Raw genomic sequence first — 17,512 nt, 5'->3', positions numbered from 1 at the left:
AATATGGGAAAATTAACAATTGCATTAATAGATATGGATGAGTCATACATAATGCCATTAGAAATTAAGTTTTTACAAGGATTAGGAGACAATTTAGATTTAATAGAAATTACTAATGTAGAATTTCTAGAGACATTTTTAAATATGCCACAAAACATAGATATACTTATTATAGATGAAAAAATTTATTCAAATTCATTTGAACGACTTAATATTGGCAAAGTATTCTTTCTTACAGAGGAAAGAAACAACATTAGTAATAATTTGTCAAAAAATAAAATTTTCAAATATACAAGTGTTACAGAAATATACAATCAAGTAATTGATAATGAACTTGAGGATAATTGGAGTTGGATTAAAGAACGACGAGATACAAAAGTAGTAATGGTTTATTCACCTATTGGTGGGTGCGGAAAAACTGTATTGTCACTTGGGTTATGCAGTTCCTTAGCTAAAATGAACAAACGTGTTCTATATATTGATACAGGCACAGTTCAAAGTTTTTTTGGATTTTTTAAAGAATATCAATTTTTGAGTAGTAATATAGTGAAACACATATTTGCAAAAAATGAGGATATACAACAAAATTGGAATAATGCGATAGGCACAGAGGAATTTGATTATTTATTGCCAATAAAACAATCAATTGCTACTTATAATATTAAGATGGAACAATATAAAAATATGATTGAAAAATTAAAAGAAGAAAGTTTATATGACTATATTATATTAGATACTTCAACTGAATTTACAACTGAAAAAACGGGGTTGATGGGATACTGTGATAAAATTATATTAATTACAGGGCAAGATAGTATTTCACAAAATAAGATGAACAGCTTTTTGGAGAATATTGATTATACAGATAATGAACGTTTTATTTTTGTTTCTAATATAGTATATTCTATGTTTAAAAATATAGAAACACAGGTTGACCTAGATAAGAAATTTATTATTAGTGAGTATATTCAAGAGTGGGATGATACACACACTATGACAATAAATTCTTTGGGAGATAACGTAAGTTATAATAACATAGCAAAATTATTATAAGGAGATAATGAATGGAAAGTAATAGTATAGAGGTAGTTTTTTATATACATAAAAGAGAAAAAAAATATAATTTAGAAATTCCTGTATCAATTACAATTAATGAATTAGTCTTTGCGTTAAATCAATCTTTTGATTTAGGTATTAATACAGAACAAATAACAAATTGTTATTTAAAGGCCGAGAACCCAATTGTACTATTAAAAGGGAATAAATCAGTTATGGATTTCGGACTTAGAAATGGTTCTATTATTAATTTTACTTTATGATAGTGGAGGTAGTTAAGTGGTACAAAATAGTTATAAATTAATTATTTTTGGTAAAAAAATTTACCGAGAAATAGAACTATTTGAAGATTCGGATGAAAATATTACAATAGGAACAACAAAAGATAGTAATATACGATTTAATAGAGATTTGTTTTTTGATGAATTTAATTTAGAATTGTGCAAAATAGATAACAAGTGGCAGTTGAGTTGTGGTGAATCTATTTTCTTTACTCCTGATGGCATTATGAAAGAAAATATTCATGATTTAAGTCACGGAGATGAACTTTCCATTAAATATAAAGAATTTAATTCGGAAATTTTTAGAATAAGTTTTCTAATAAATTTTGATTCTATGAAACAAAATTACGAAAGAGTTATAGATATTGCTAATAAAGAGCAGATATCAATAGGTGGTACTGAAAACTGCGACATTTATATTCATGATGAAAACATGAAATTAGAGAAAGTACTTTTAATCAAGAAGGAAAAGGGGTACTGCATAAATGAAGTAGTTACAGTATATGGTGTATATATTAATGGGTTTAGACAATTGAAAAACATATATCTTAACGATTATGATTTTTTTATGCTAGGTGGCTACAGTTTCTATATTAAAGAAAGTAAATTATATACTTCAAACACTGAAAATATTATTGTAAATCATTTATCATGTATCAATATAAGCGAACAAGATAATTCATTATCATATCCTCATTTTAATCGAAGTACGCGAATTAATTTTAAAATACCTGATGAAAATATTGAAATCTATCCGCCAGAGCAAAAGCCTACTAAACCTAAAAGAAATCTATTACTAACATTGATTCCTGCAATTGCTTCATTAGCATTAGTAGTAGTTTTAAGAGGTATGATGGGAAATGGCGGAAGTTTTGTATTATATAGCGTTTGCACCATGCTACTTGGAATTATTATGTCAGTAGTAACTTATATTGTTGATATCATACAGTATAAGAAAGAAGTTAAGACCAGAGAAGAAAAGTATATTTCTTATATTAATGAAAAAGAACAAGAAATTAAACTTTTAAGAGAAAAAGAGCTACATATAATGGGAAAAATATATACATCCATTGAAGAAGATATAGATAGAGCAAAAAAATTTAATCGACAACTTTTTGAAAGAGGTAAGGAAGATGAAGATTATCTTACTGTTAGAATTGGAAGCGGACAAGTTAAGTCCAAATGCGAGACTATTTATACAAAACAGAAGTTTAAAAATACAGATGATGATCTTGTTAATGTACCAGAGCAAATTGAAGAAAAATATAAATATATCGAAAATGCCCCTATTGTTGTTGAATTAAATAAGGCCAATTCAGTTGGAGTTATTGGGTGTGATGATAAATTATATGAAATGCTTAAAAATTTTACAGTAGACATAGTTACACGTCATTATTATAAAGATGTTAAATTATACTATATATTTTCAGAAAAGGATATTAATAAATTTGAATGGGTTCATTGGCTAAGGCATGTTGATAATGAGAAATTAGGTGTTAAAAATTTAATCTATGATGAGGAGAGTTTAAATACTAACCTAGAATTACTTTATACAGAAATTATAAAGAGAGAAGAAGAAAACAAGCAAAATGATAATTTAAATATATATGATATTAACTATATTGTATTTGTATTTAACAGTTCAATGATAGCAAGACATCCTATAACTAAATATATAGATAATGCAAGAAAATATGGATTTACATTTGTTTTCTTTGAAAATTTTATGGAACGTCTTCCTAGAGGATGTAATCAAATAATTGAGCTTAATGATGATGATAGTGGATTGCTACATGCAAGTGAAAATGGCGAAGAAATAGATAGTTTTAAATATCCAATGGTTTCTGACAACATAGTAAGCGAAATAAGTATAAAGTTAGCAAGTGTATATGTTGATGAGGTAAACTTAGAGAGTGAGTTAACTAAAAATATATCTTTATTTGAATTATTAGATTTATTAACAATTAAGGATTTAGATTTAGAAACACGTTGGAATAATTCAAAAGTTTATAACAGTATGGCAGTTCCATTAGGCGTTAAAAAGAAAGGTGAGATTGTTTATCTTGATATTAGCGATAAAGCATCAGCACATGGGCCTCATGGATTGGTTGCCGGAACAACCGGATCGGGAAAAAGTGAAATATTACAAAGTTATGTTTTATCAATCGCAAGTTTATTTCACCCATATGACATAGGATTTGTAATCATTGATTTTAAAGGTGGAGGGATGGCAAATCAATTTGAAAACTTACCACATCTTATGGGCGCTATTACAAATATTGATGGACGAGAAATTAATCGTTCTCTTTTATCAATAAAATCAGAGTTAATCCGAAGACAAGAAATATTTGCACAATATAAAGTCAATCACATTAATGATTATATTAAAATGTTTAAAGAAGGTAAAACAGAACAACCATTGCCTCATTTAATAATGATTGTTGATGAGTTTGCTGAATTAAAAAGTGAATATCCTGAATTCATGAAAGAAATTATTAGTGCAGCGCGTATTGGTAGAACATTAGGTATTCATTTAATATTAGCAACACAAAAACCTGCAGGTGTAGTTGATAACCAAGTATGGAGTAATTCAAAATTTAAATTATGTCTAAAAGTACAAACCAGAGAGGATAGTTCAGAGATGATTAAAACTCCATTAGCATCTGAAATAGTAGAACCTGGTAGAGCATATTTTCAAGTTGGTAATAACGAAATTTTTGAATTATTTCAATCAGCTTATAGTGGGGCAAAAGTATTGGATGATGATGGGCAGAATCAAGAAAAAATAGAAATTTACACAAAAAATATATGGGGTAAGAAATCATTAATATATACTAATCAAACCCGTAGACAAGATAAAGATGCAAAAAATCAGTTAGAAGTTATGGTTGAATATATAAATGATTTTTGTAAAGTTAATGGAATACCTAGATTACCTGGAATATGCTTGCCACCATTATCAGATATCATCTTTTTATCTGATCTTCAACAAGAACATGAAACTAACTTGTTAGACGGAATTACAATATCAATTGGTATATTTGATGATCCAGAGCTACAATTGCAAGAAGAATTAAAACTTAACTTGTCAGAAAATAATACTTATATTATTGGTGCTGCTCAAATGGGAAAAACAAATTTATTACTTACTACTATATATGGTTTGATTGAAAAATATACACCAAATCAGGTAAATATATATGCCGTTGATTGTGGTAATATGGCTTTGAAAGTGTTTGAAAGTTCAAATCATGTTGGTGGAGTTACATTAGTTACAGAAGAAGAAAAGGTAATAAATTTATTTAAAATGTTAACTCAGACGGTGGAAAGACGTAAAGAAATTTTTTCTGAAAAAGGACTAGGTACATATAAAGCGTATATTGAAGCTGGCTATAATGATTTGCCATATATAATTCTTGTTATTGATAATATAGCAGTTTTTAAGGAATATTATAGTGATTTAGATGATGTATTTTTAAAATTATCACGAGAAGGTCAAAGTGTCGGGATTAGTATAATTGTAACATCTACATTGTCTAATGCCATAAGTTATAAAGTAATGCCAAACTTTTCGAGTAAGATTGCTCTTAATTGTAATGATAAAGGTGAATATTCTAATTTATTTAGTCGTTGTAAAATTGAGCCTAAAGAGATTCCTGGTAGGGGACTTTGCATGGTAGAAAAAAGAGTTGTTGAATTTCAAGTTGCGTTACCAGTCAAGGAACAGAAGGAATTCCAGCGTGTAGCGAAGTTAAAAGAAATGATTGAACTTAGAAATACATTATTTATTTCATGCAAAGCTATACCAATTCCTGTTGTCCCTGAAATTATTATAAATTCTAATCTTCATATGGATAGAAAAGATATATATAGTAATTCATATATAGTACCAATTGGTATAGAATATGAGACGGTTTCCTACTACTTATTAAATTTATTAAGTTTAGGAATGATGGCCGTTTTAGGAAGAGAAAAAAGCGGGCGTACTAACTTTGTTAAGCAAATTTTATCTACAATACAATTTGATATTTTTAAACATTATACTGAAGTATATGTATTTGATAGCTCAGATAGACAGTTCGATAGTGTAAAAGATTATAATATAGTAAAAGAATATACAATTGATCCTAGTTGTTGTGAAGTGATTTTCGAAAAGATTAACGATGAACTATTAAGGAGAAAGGAACTTGTTGAAAATCGAATACAAAACCAAACTGTAGAAGAAATATTAAGCGATTTACCACTCCAATTAATTATTATTGAAAATGCATCTTTAATAAATAGCATTAATTCAGATAAGAAATTACTAGAATATATAACAGAGTTTACAAAAACACTAAAGAATATGAAGGTGTGTATAATATTCTCAAATATAGAAAATACACAGGTATCATATAGTTCAGGTGATTTAATAAAAGCAATTAAAGAAAATCGAAAAGCTATTCTTTTTGATGATGTTTCTAATATTAAGTTTTTTGATGTGTCTTTGAAACAACAGAAAGAGTATGCTAAAAATATTGTACTTGGGGATTCATACATATTTATGGGAAATGACTTTAAGAAGGTAAAAACAATATTAGATGAATAGGGGGGGATTCTATGGGAAATAAAAATATGCATTTAGAAACTAAATATCTAAAAGAGGCAAATAAGGAATTTGAAAAAGCGTTAAAAGAACTAACAGATATAAAAATAGATATTGAGCAACATAAAAGATTATTATATACAGTTTGGGTAGGAAAATCTAGAGATGAATTTGAATATCAGTATAATATTTTATTCAATAAGATTTCAGATATAAAGGATGCACTAGATGATATGTATGATATGATGGTGAATGCTCAAGCAAAATATGATGAGGTAGATGATGATATACGTCAGAAAATTGTAATGAGTTCAAAATAGTAAGGGAAAGGGAGATAAAGTATGCTTAGTTCTTCGTATTATTCTCAGTTAATAGAAGAAGAAAAAACTAAATTAGAAAAATATAAAAAGCAAAAGGAAGAGCTTGGAACTATCATTTCTATAATTCAAAGTTCATTTCAAGATGATATTGATGATATTAATTCAAATGTAAATAATTGTGCGGATAATGCAGCTAATGGTATTAGGCATAATACAGCAGCTTCGCAGAACATCGAAAGTATTAACGAAGGAAAAGAAAAAAGCATAGAGTCAGATAACTATATATCTAGTGCAAAAAGTTCTATTTCAGCCGAATTGTCTAACATAAACTCAAAAATAAGTGAGAGTCTTAAAAAATTAGATGAATTAGGTAGGCTAAGAGATTCTGCTTTAGAAGAAGAGAGAAGAGAGGCAGAAGAAGCTGAGAGAAGAAGACAAGAAGCAGAGGAAGCAGCGAGGGAAGCTGCTGCAGAAAAAGCAACATCAAAAAAAACAAAGGGGCACTAGCAATCACTTAATAGGCAATAGTTAAAGTAAAGGAGATTATATGGATGAATAGTGAAGAACAAAGATTGCAAGCCATAGAATACAATGAACAAGCAAAAGTGTTACAAGATAATAAAAATGAAGTAGAGGCCTTTAATTACTATAATAAGGCTATTACTGCTGATCCTATGTATATTGAAACGTATCTTAATCTAGGAAATTTTTTAGCTTCTAGAGAGGAATTTACAAAAGCAGAAGATAATTTTAAAAAAGCACTTATGATTAATAAGCACGATGGAAGGATATACTTTCATCTCGGCAATGTTGCGTTTATAAATAATGATACTTCTAAAGGGATAGAGTACTACAACAAGGCTATATCAGAAGGGTTTTTACAAGCGCAACTATATTTTAATCTTGGTATGGTATATGAGGAAACAGATAAAATGGATTTGGCGCTACGTAATTATACTAAGGCAATTAGCTTAGACTTAAATATACCAGAATACCGCATTCGTAAAGCATCATTACAAATATCATTACATATGTATCAGGAAGCATTAACAACACTAGCTGAACTAATGCAATTTATGCCAGATGTTTTTGAAGGATATCATTATTCCTTTGAAATATTATGTATGTTAGGTGAATTTGAAGAAGCTAAAGTAATAATAGATAAAGCATTAGTGCTGTTTCCAAATGATATATCGCTATTTTATGATAGTATTAAATATCATACATTGACAAATCGATATGATGAAGCTTTGGATATGATTCAAACGGCTATGAATATGGATGGTTTTGAGATAGAGGAAAGAAATCTTACTTTAGAGCAAGGAAAACTATATACTATTAAACAGGATTTTGAAAAGGCTAGAGATTTTTTTGAAAAGTGTAAAGAATTTGAACGTGATGATGAAATAGATTATGAAGCAAGGTATTTGCTAATGAATGTATACCTTGCTATACAAAAATATGAATCATTATTAAATAATGCAAATGAAATACTAGCCAAAGATGTCGATGACAATATTTATGTGAGAGCTGCGTATTATTATAGACCATTAGCATTACAAAAATTAGGACAAGATGAAGAAGCTAAGCAATATTATAAAGAAGCAATATCCATGTATCGCTTGATTACTATCCATGAGCCAACATTAATGGATGCATATATGTTTAGAGTACTATGTTTAAAAGGGCTAAAAGATTATGAAAAGGGGTTAGAACTATTAGCTTTTATTGAAAAAATTAATGATGCCCCAGAAGTACATGTTACGAGAGCAGATATGTATAGAGAAATGGGAGATTCACTAAAAGCAGATGAAGAAATGAATTTAGCTATTAAAATGAAGCCAGAATTAATTAATTTTGATAGGAGGAAAATGTTGTGAGTATAGCTTATGAGTCAAATAATGATTTTAGTTTTGATACAGAAATTTTTCATAAAGCATCAAGGGCATTTCAAAAAGATGCAGATTCGCTATCAGAGATTGATAAGAACTTAGTTCAGAAAATAAAAAATTTAAAAGAAATTGGATGGAAATCTGAAGCTGGTGAGAAATTTTTTGATAAAATAGATTCACATTGGTCCAAAGATATTAAAAGGTACGCAGATTTAATGAATGATCTAGCTGTAATTATTAATTATGCTTCTAAGCAATTTGATACCATAAGTGAACAAGCAAAGTATATTAAATACCAAGAAGATTTAATAAAATTAACAGAAGAAGTTGTAACTGAAAAATTTGGTGCAGATTCGTTAAGGAATCTATATTAAATATAGTCGGTATTACCCCTTTTAAGGGTTAATATAAATACAAATAATATAGGTATTATAGGAGGAAATAATATGGCAGGAATTAAAGTAACACCAGAGGAGTTAAGTAAACAAGGAGGTGATGTTATTGGTTATGCTGGTGAGATTAAACATAGTTTGGATTCATTAGATAAAAAAGTTGATGCTGTAATAGATGCATGGGATGGATTAGCTCAAGATGGATTCTTTCAAGAATATGAAAAGTTAAAAAAAGAATTAGATAAATTCCCAGATGTAGTTGAAGGACTAGGAAAACAAATCAAAGGCGCAGCAGAAGCATTTGAAAAAACAGATTCAGAACTTGCAAAACTATTTAATAAGTAATCAGATGTAAAAATAATTGATATTATTTGATTAAATACATAAGGAGTCTATACTCTTATACTGTACTTACAGTTATTAGAGCATAGGCTCCTTGTTTAATTATTTTATTAGGTATAGGATATTTTTCTTAATTTAGAGTAATTAACTTAAGATTTGGTAACAAAAATTGTGTTATAATAAAAATAATAACAAAGCATAAATACAAGTAATAATTCAAGAGGAACTTTTATGCAAAACAATCAGAAAGAGGAAAATATCATGAGTATCCAATCACTACACCATATATGCATCCAAACAAACCAATATAAAGATTCCTTAGAGTTCTATACCAAGATGTTAGATTTTCGAATCATAGAAGAAACTCCAGATTTTCATGGACGCGAATACAATACTTGGTTAACCAATGATATCTTAATGATAGAGCTCCAAACAGGTAAAGGAGAACATGCATTATCGGCAATCAATCAAGAGCATGAAGGAATTGCGCACATCTGCTTTTTAACAGATAATATAGAAGAAGAGGTAATCAGATTAGAGCAAAGAGGATTTACTGGGTTTAAGAAAAAAAATGGAGAAATTGTTTATCAAGTGAATCAAGGAAAATTATTCAAGATCATCTCACCAGAGGGTACCGTAATTGAATATCGAGATTCACAAGATATATAATAGGATTTCAGAGCTATATGAAAAAAGGCTACTAAATATCTAATGAATCTGAACTAATAACTAGGCTACAAAATTACGGCACAATATAGAATACATTTACCAAGAATACAAGAGGATAAGAAAAATGGAAAATAATAACATAACGATGAAAGAGTTAAAAGAAGAAGAGCAATACAATTTTTATCAAACATACCTAATTCATGATTTCCCAGAAAGTGAAGTTAAACCATATGATATCATTGAGGAATCCACTGGGCAAGGTAAATACATTAGTTACGGATTCTTTCGTAACTTAGAACCTTTAGGATATGCATTTATGACGAAAGCAAAGGAAAATGGAGGACTACTCATGGACTATTTTGCAGTCATAGATAAGCATCGTTCGAAAGGACTAGGAAGTTCTATTGTGGAAACGATTAAGAGAGAATTACAAGGTAGATATGAGTCCGTTATCATTGAAGTAGAGAATCCAGAGGTTGAAATGGATGAGAAAAAGAAGGAGGTTCGCAATCGCAGAATTGCCTTTTATCTTAAAAATGGATTTAAGATGAGCAATATTCAGAGTCGAGTTCTTACAGATGAATATCTAATTATGACTCTTGAACTAGGAAAAGAACTGGAAGAAAGACAAGTATACCTTGAACTTCAAGCAATCTATCAAGCACTATTTGGTTTTGAATTTTTTGAAAATAATATATGTATGAGTTTATAAAAGATAGAGAGTTAAAAGTCTATCTCAGTACGAAAAAAAGGATTTAAAGCTCTAACCCCATAAAAGGTAGAGTATAAAGATAGGAGGATTATTATCAAACGAATAGCATTAATTAATGATCTATCTGGACATGGAAGATGCGCGTTGACCGTTTCATTACCTATTATATCAGCAATGAAGATAGAAGGTTGTATCTTGCCAACAGCAATATTATCAACCAATGCTGCGTTTCCAGGATACTATATAGATGATTATACGAAACATATGGAAGCGTACATTAACCATTGGAAAGACATTCATCTAGAATTCGATGCGATTTATATAGGTTTTATAGCTTCCTTAGAACAAGTGGATATGATTATCGACTTTGTGAGATATTTTAAAAAGCAAGATACTGTAGTTATCTTAGATCCGATTATGGGTGACCATGGTAAGCTATACTCTATTACGAACCCTAGCATGTGGAATAAGTTAATAGATTTGCTCCCTTTTGTGGATATCATAACTCCGAATCTTACAGAATGTTATCAACTGTTAAACCAATCTTACCATTTTGGAAAGCATGAGGAGCATGAACTTTTTGATATTGCCACGCGTATATCTGTTATGGGACCGGACAAGATTGTTATTACAGGAATTGAATATCAGAATAGAATACAGAATTATGTTTATGAAAAAGGGAAGGAACCAAGATCTATCATTATAGAAAAGATAGGTGAGAATCGTGCTGGAACTGGAGACGTATTTTCTTCTATAGTGGCTGGAGGTGTCACAAAGGGAGAGAGTTTTATCGTATCGGTTCAGAAAGCAGTAGAATTTTTAAATCAAGCGATAACGTACACCAATCAGATGAATATTCCGCCACGAAATGGAATATGCTTTGAAGAGTTTCTTTCAATTCTATAAATAAATTAGGTGATTACGAAACTATCTACTTTATTGAATTAAAGATGTAATTGATACTTCTCTTTAGCTTCAACGCTCTTTCACACTTATATAAAAAATTTTCTTTTTCATGCAACCTTTCCGTATCTCAATAGTATTAATTATGTGGAAGATAGAACATTCAGTATTTCATAGTTAGACTTACTTATAAAAAATATGGAACTAGGAAGAAAAAAGTAAGTTATAGCTATGAAATAAGAATGAATCTAACATTATTTTCAGAATAGCTATAAAAGTATGTTTTAGGAACCTTTATAAAAATGATAGATAGTTAAAAATTAATTATGAATCGAAAGGATGATAAGCATGAAGAAGAAAAAAAGAATGGAAATTAACAAGAGGAAAACAAGTAAGAGAAAAGCCAGTACTATCCTAGCATTATGCTTAAGTGTTAGTATGATACCTATCAATGCACAGGCAATGCAAGTAACAAGTCTAAACACAAAGAGTTACTTAACCAATAGTGCTATGACACAAGGAAAGTTAGGAAGCGTAGTGACAGGAACTTCCATTACGGTATCCGATGAGGAGCCAAGTTCTACCGCACTAGAGAAAGTTGTTAAGATAGTAAAATCAAAAATAACAATACCAAAGTCGTTAAGTGAGTTTAGTCATTCTTTTAACGAGAGTTCTATCAATTCAGGAGAATGGTATCTGACCTGGAGCGATAATAAAAATACAATTAATGATAAAGATATGATTACTGTGACTTGTGATACGAATGGAAATATCATTAATTACGAAAATTCATCACAGACACAAAGAGATAGAGCTCCAAAATATTTAAAAAGTGAATTAAAATCCATAGCAGATGATTTTATTAAGATAATAGCTCCTAGTGTATCGGGAAAAATAGAATATCTATCTTCGTCTTTAGATGGAGCGTATAGCGGGCAGTACACGTATTCTTATCAAAGAGTGGAAAATGGAATTCCGATGCCAGATAATACAGTGACAGTAGCTGTTAATTCTGAGACCAAAAAGGTTGCAGGAGCATCAATTAATTGGCTTTATAATGTAAGTATTCCTAGTAAAGATGTGAAGTTAACCAAGGAGCAAGCGGCAGATAGGATGAAAGATCAGCTTAAGATGGTACTTTCATATTATATTGCATATCGTATTGATTTAAATGGTTTTACAAAGTCAAGAGTATTCTTAGCATATCAGCCAGATCTTAGTTACTTATCTGTTGATGCGAAAACAGGATTGATTTATAAGACAAATAGCACATGGACAGTTGATAATAGCGAAAATAAGCAAACTTTAAGCGACTCAAAGAAAGAGTCATCGAAAGCGGATGAGGGTGTAACATTAACTCCTAATGAAATCAGTAGTATTAAAGAATTAGAAGGATTGCTTACTAAAAAAGAGGCAGTAAGTAAAGTGACTAGCTGCGATTCTTTATATATTGATTCAAATTTGAAGAAAGCAACAGCAACTCTTATGAAATACGAACAGAATTCTTCAAAACAAAGCCATCAATATATATGGAACATCAATTTTACAGATCCTAGAACAGTAAAAGATGGGGATAAAGACACTTATCGAGCATATGCCAATGCAAATGTTGATGCAAAGACTGGTAAAGTTCTATCTTTCTCAGCAAGTGTTCCAAATAGTTATGATATTGGTGAAGATAAATGGGATGATATTAAAGTAAAATATACAAAAGAACAAGCAAAAGATATCTTTGAAAAGTTCGCAAATACTCAAATACCAAATTACTTTAGCAACAGTAAATTCTATAGCGACAATAATGATTATGTTGTAGCTTATTCCAAAGAAAATCCAGTGTATGGTGGATATAGCTATAATTATAAGAGAGTCAATGAAGGAATTACCTACCTATATAATGGAATCTATGGTGCAGTAGACGGAGTAACAGGCAAAATATATGAGTATTCCTATGATTGGGAAGATAATCTATCATTCGAATCGAAAAAAGGTGCTATGAGCGCGGATGAAGCTTTTGAAAAATATATTTCAAAAGAAGGTTATGGACTAAAATATGAAGTTAATACGGTAAACGATAAACCAGAAGTACGTTTAGTATATCGTGCAGATGTAATGCCAAATCTCATCTCACCATTTACCGGAAAACAATTAGATGGGAATGGAGATGAATATAAAGAAGCAACTAATTATTCCTATTCTGATATTTCAAAAAGTAGCGCAAAAAGAGAAATTGAGCTATTAGCAGATATGGGAGTAGGTTTTGAAGGTGGTAAATTCTTACCAGAGCAAAAAATAACAAAAGCAGAATTTGAGAAGCTTTTATCCATATTAGATACTGATAATCTAACAGAATCGTCCTCAACCTCAGAAAGTACTGCAAAAGTAAAACGAATCGATGCAGTTAAGACCCTTATCACAGAAGTAGGCCTTAAGAAAATAGCGAACTATTCCAAAATCTATCATACTGATTTTAAAGATAGCAATAAGATCCCAGACAAATATTTAGGATATGTTGCCTTGGCGAAAGCCCTTGGTATTGTAGAAGGAAACAAATTTAGACCAAACGATTACCTAACAAGAGAAGAAGCTGCCAAGATGATTGTTAACTTGTCGGTAGCAAAAAGTAACTTAGAGAACAATGACTAATAAACTAGCTAAATATTGTAGGAATAGAATTGCATATTCATGTATTTGCTGCTGATGTTACAGGAGTGTATAAAGGGAAAATAGGTATTCAGGTTTTTTTAGTGCTGATACGCTTAAAAATGATATGGGTGCTCACGCTAAATCGAAAGGTACCTATTATTTAAATTTAATAATCAAGAACTACAACGGCAGATGTAACAGTACCCATCACTCCACATGCTATTTACCTATTATATTATTGCAAAATCCTTAAAAGATTATAGGCTGCGTTATACTTTTACAGCTGTTTTAGAAAATGGAAGCGCTTCAAAGAAGAAAGCAACAACTATCCCAAAAGGTAAAACTGCGACAGGATTAGTATTATCAGAAGATAGTGTGAAGAAAGTAGATTGGTATAAAGTAAGATTAAGCAAGAGTCGCAAATTAAGTTTCGATGTGAAAGCAAAATCATGCGATACAATAAAATTTGAATTTATTCCTGCAAGTAGTAGAATTATATTGTTTGGTAGTACATTCAGCTTATACGATTCAGAAAGCAATACGTATGCTACAAAAGGTGCTATGCCTGCTAGAACCTATTATATTAAAGTGTATAAATATAGTAAGACTACATCTGGATATTATAGTATAAAATTTAATTAGTAAATAATAATTAATAAATTAATAACGAGAAAACCCTTCCTTGTCTAATAAAAGTCAAGGAAGGGTTTTTTGAGTGAAAGAGCTTTTGGAAGATCTGAGTCTAAAAAGATATTGCTTTAATATAGCATAAAACCTAGGTTTCTGTCGCTAATTCATATAATTATGTTTATTGTGTAAGATATGAATAGCTTAAGATACTAGTTAATGTGTGAAAGTTTACAAATATAAGTTTTGTAATTTATCAGATAAATGTATGAAATAATTTGTTAACAAAATAGGATATACATATTAGATAATAAGATAACTGGAAAGTGGCTTTGTATATACAATTTAACAATAAAATTGGACAAAGTAAGAACAATGTAGGAGTTTGTTATAAAAAAAGAGTCCAAAAGGGTTGATTTTTTTAAATAACATGGTATAATTATTAAATAAATGTTAAGAAATTATTACTGAAAAACAGAAAATTATTTCTTGTTTGTAATATGCTAACTGCAAATATGAACTACCAAAGATAGCCTATAAGTAAGGTTATTAAAAGGAGATTAATTATGAAAACGAAGAAGCTATTAATATGTATGCTTGTGGCTGCATTACTTTTTAACACAAACTACATTAATGCATTCGCAGCAGAAACCAATACAACAGAAAACTCAATAAATAAAGATACAAGTGTAGCAAATGCAAGTACAGTGAAAGCAAAGGTTACAGTTAAGTCTAAGAAGAAATCATATACAAGTGCTCAACTTAAATACTTAGCTTGTTTAATCCAAGCAGAAGCAGGTAATCAGTCCTATACTGGTAAGCTAGCAGTTGCCAATGTAGTATTAAACCGTGTAAAGAACAAAGCATATCCAAGTTCTATTAAGGGTGTAATTTATGATAGAAAGTGGTCGGTACAATTTACAGTTGCATACAATGGTAGATTGTCAAAAGAATTAAAGAAATTTAGTCATTACAGTACAAAAGCTCAAAAGCTTAGTGTTAAAGCAGCTAAAGAAGCGCTTGAAGGAAATAATAATATTGGAAGTTATAAGCATTTTACTGTATATTCCAAATATTTAGCTAGAAAGCATGCGAATCATAAAAAAATCGGAGCACATATTTTCTTCTAATTAATAAATATGTGGATTGATTACATAGGAGTGCCCATTTGTAGCATTAGGTTGCTATGAAATTAGGGTATGAAATACTTTAATATATGAACTAAATTATTATAACATAAAGGACTTATTTCAGAGAAATAAGTCCTTTTATTTTTAGTTTGTACCAATCAAGCTATCCATCACTGGTAAGCTCCAAAAATTAAATCTGTACTTTTATAATACGCAATTATATGGTATGATGTATACAAACGATTTTAAATGACTTAAGGAGGGTAATTGTGGAGAAAGATAACTTAGTATCAGAAAAAGAAGTTATTTCAAAGAACTTTATTGAACAAATAATAGACAAAGACATCGAAGAAGGACATTGTAAGACTGTTCAGACAAGATTTCCACCAGAACCTAATGGATATCTACACATTGGACATGCTAAATCTATTTTATTAAACAGTGGATTAGCCAATAAGTATAACGGTAAATTTAATTTAAGATTCGATGATACCAACCCAACGAAGGAGAAAACAGAATTCGTAGAATCCATTATAGAAGATGTAAAATGGATTGGTGGAGACTTTGAAGATCGTCTATTCTTTGCATCCAATTACTTTGAACAAATGTATGAAGCAGCAATTAAGCTGATTAAGAAGGGGAAGGCGTATGTATGTGATTTAACCCCAGAAGAAATCAGAGAATATAGAGGAACATTAACAGAACCAGGTAAAAATAGCCCTTATCGAGATAGAAGCATAGATGAGAACTTAGAATTATTTGAAGATATGAAGAATGGGGAATACCCAGATGGCTCAAAAGTATTAAGAGCGAAGATTGATATGGCTTCTGGAAACATTAATATGCGTGATCCAATTATCTACCGTGTTGCAAGAATGACACATCATAACACAGGAGATACTTGGTGTATCTATCCGATGTATGATTTTGCACATCCAATTGAAGATGCGATTGAAGGAATCACACATTCGATCTGTACACTTGAATTCGAAGATCATAGACCATTGTATGATTGGGTTGTCACAGAATTAGAATATGAGAATCCACCAAAACAAATTGAATTTGCAAAATTATATTTAACTAATGTAATTACAGGAAAGAGATATATTAAGAAGCTAGTAGACGACGGTATTGTAGATGGTTGGGATGATCCAAGACTAGTTTCTATTAGCGCGCTTAGAAGAAGAGGATTTACACCAGAATCCATTCGTATGTTTATGGAATTATGTGGTGTATCTAAGAGTCAAAGTTCTGTTGATTATGCAATGTTAGAATACTGTATCAGAGAAGATCTTAAGTTGAAGAAACCTAGAATGATGGCAGTATTAGATCCAATTAAATTAGTAATTACGAACTATCCAGAGGGTGAAATTGAATATGTTGATGTAGCAAATAATCAGGAGAATCCTGAAATGGGTTCAAGACAAGTTCCTTTTGGTAGAGAGCTTTATATCGAACGAGAAGATTTTATGGTGGAACCACCAAAAAAATACTATCGATTATTCCCGGGAAATGAAGTAAGATTAATGCATGCATATTTTGTGAAATGTGAAAATTATATTACGGATGATCAAGGTAATGTCTTAGAAGTACACTGTACTTATGATAAAGCAACGAAGAGTGGATCTGGTTTTAATGAACGTAAGGTAAAAGGAACGATTCACTGGGTGGAAGCTACTACTGCAACAAAAGCAGAAGTAAGATTATATGAAAATATAGTGGATGAAGAAAAAGGAGTATATAATGAAGATGGTTCATTAAATTTAAATCCAAATTCATTAAATATATTAAAAGAATGTTATTTAGAACCAAGTTTTGGGGAAGCAAAACGACTTGATAGCTATCAATTTTTAAGACATGGATATTTCTGTGTAGATTCTAAGGACTCAAAAGAAGACAATCTAGTATTTAATAGAATCGTATCACTAAAGAGTTCTTATAAGCCAGTATAGGAGGGGCG

The 17,512-nt window shown here is 30.1% G+C and carries 15 protein-coding genes; all 15 read left to right on the top strand.

What is annotated here, in order from left to right; genetic code table 11:
* Positions 1-3: 3 nt before the first annotated feature.
* Entirely contained in the window at positions 4-1,053 is a 1,050-nt protein-coding gene (locus bsdtb5_RS18305; protein ID WP_271713406.1) for an AAA family ATPase, read from the top strand.
* An 11-nt stretch (positions 1,054-1,064) separates the two neighbouring features.
* Positions 1,065-1,319 (top strand): hypothetical protein, encoded by a 255-nt coding sequence (locus tag bsdtb5_RS18300; protein ID WP_271713405.1) that lies wholly within the window; start codon positions 1,065-1,067, stop codon positions 1,317-1,319.
* Between the two features lie 16 nt (positions 1,320-1,335).
* Positions 1,336-5,925 carry a type VII secretion protein EssC gene (gene essC, locus bsdtb5_RS18295; protein WP_271713404.1) on the top strand — a complete coding sequence of 1,530 codons (4,590 nt, stop codon included), beginning with the start codon at positions 1,336-1,338 and terminating at the stop codon, positions 5,923-5,925.
* Positions 5,926-5,936: 11 nt separating this feature from the next.
* Positions 5,937-6,242, top strand: coding sequence for a WXG100 family type VII secretion target (locus bsdtb5_RS18290; protein ID WP_271713403.1), 306 nt, complete (start codon positions 5,937-5,939; stop codon positions 6,240-6,242).
* Between the two features lie 21 nt (positions 6,243-6,263).
* Complete coding sequence (locus bsdtb5_RS18285) at positions 6,264-6,749, top strand: hypothetical protein (RefSeq protein ID WP_271713402.1); 486 nt, start codon at positions 6,264-6,266, stop codon at positions 6,747-6,749.
* Between the two features lie 44 nt (positions 6,750-6,793).
* On the top strand, positions 6,794-8,122 hold the full coding sequence (locus bsdtb5_RS18280; protein ID WP_271713401.1) for a tetratricopeptide repeat protein: 1,329 nt from the start codon (positions 6,794-6,796) through the stop codon (positions 8,120-8,122).
* Positions 8,119-8,508 carry a WXG100 family type VII secretion target gene (locus tag bsdtb5_RS18275; RefSeq protein ID WP_271713400.1) on the top strand — a complete coding sequence of 130 codons (390 nt, stop codon included), beginning with the start codon at positions 8,119-8,121 and terminating at the stop codon, positions 8,506-8,508. The genes bsdtb5_RS18280 and bsdtb5_RS18275 overlap by 4 nt, the downstream gene beginning before the upstream one ends.
* 72 nt (positions 8,509-8,580) lie before the next feature.
* Positions 8,581-8,871 carry a WXG100 family type VII secretion target gene (locus bsdtb5_RS18270; RefSeq protein WP_271713399.1) on the top strand — a complete coding sequence of 97 codons (291 nt, stop codon included), beginning with the start codon at positions 8,581-8,583 and terminating at the stop codon, positions 8,869-8,871.
* 228 nt (positions 8,872-9,099) lie between these two features.
* A complete protein-coding gene (locus bsdtb5_RS18265) occupies positions 9,100-9,537 on the top strand; it encodes a VOC family protein (RefSeq protein ID WP_271713398.1) in 438 nt (145 codons plus the stop codon).
* A 124-nt stretch (positions 9,538-9,661) separates the two neighbouring features.
* The gene (locus tag bsdtb5_RS18260; RefSeq protein ID WP_271713397.1) at positions 9,662-10,249 is read left to right on the top strand and encodes a GNAT family N-acetyltransferase; all 588 of its coding nucleotides are present in this window, start codon (positions 9,662-9,664) and stop codon (positions 10,247-10,249) included.
* Between the two features lie 144 nt (positions 10,250-10,393).
* The gene (locus bsdtb5_RS18255) at positions 10,394-11,155 is read left to right on the top strand and encodes a pyridoxamine kinase (RefSeq protein WP_271713396.1); all 762 of its coding nucleotides are present in this window, start codon (positions 10,394-10,396) and stop codon (positions 11,153-11,155) included.
* A 345-nt stretch (positions 11,156-11,500) separates the two neighbouring features.
* Positions 11,501-13,795: an S-layer homology domain-containing protein gene (locus bsdtb5_RS18250; RefSeq protein WP_271713395.1), complete on the top strand. Its 2,295-nt coding sequence runs from the start codon at positions 11,501-11,503 to the stop codon at positions 13,793-13,795.
* A gap of 216 nt (positions 13,796-14,011) precedes the next feature.
* Positions 14,012-14,437, top strand: a complete 426-nt coding sequence (locus bsdtb5_RS18245) for a hypothetical protein (protein ID WP_271713394.1) — start codon at positions 14,012-14,014, stop codon at positions 14,435-14,437.
* Between the two features lie 551 nt (positions 14,438-14,988).
* Positions 14,989-15,552 (top strand): cell wall hydrolase, encoded by a 564-nt coding sequence (locus bsdtb5_RS18240; protein WP_271713393.1) that lies wholly within the window; start codon positions 14,989-14,991, stop codon positions 15,550-15,552.
* A gap of 269 nt (positions 15,553-15,821) precedes the next feature.
* Positions 15,822-17,504, top strand: coding sequence for a glutamine--tRNA ligase/YqeY domain fusion protein (locus bsdtb5_RS18235; RefSeq protein WP_271713392.1), 1,683 nt, complete (start codon positions 15,822-15,824; stop codon positions 17,502-17,504).
* The last annotated feature ends 8 nt before the right edge of the window (positions 17,505-17,512 follow it).

It is taken from the genome of Anaeromicropila herbilytica (assembly GCF_016591975.1).
In the GTDB taxonomy this organism is placed as follows: Bacteria; Bacillota; Clostridia; order Lachnospirales; family Lachnospiraceae; genus Anaeromicropila; species Anaeromicropila herbilytica.
The sequence above is the reverse complement of the archived record's forward strand: the minus strand, read 5'-3'. Positions and strand labels throughout refer to the sequence as shown.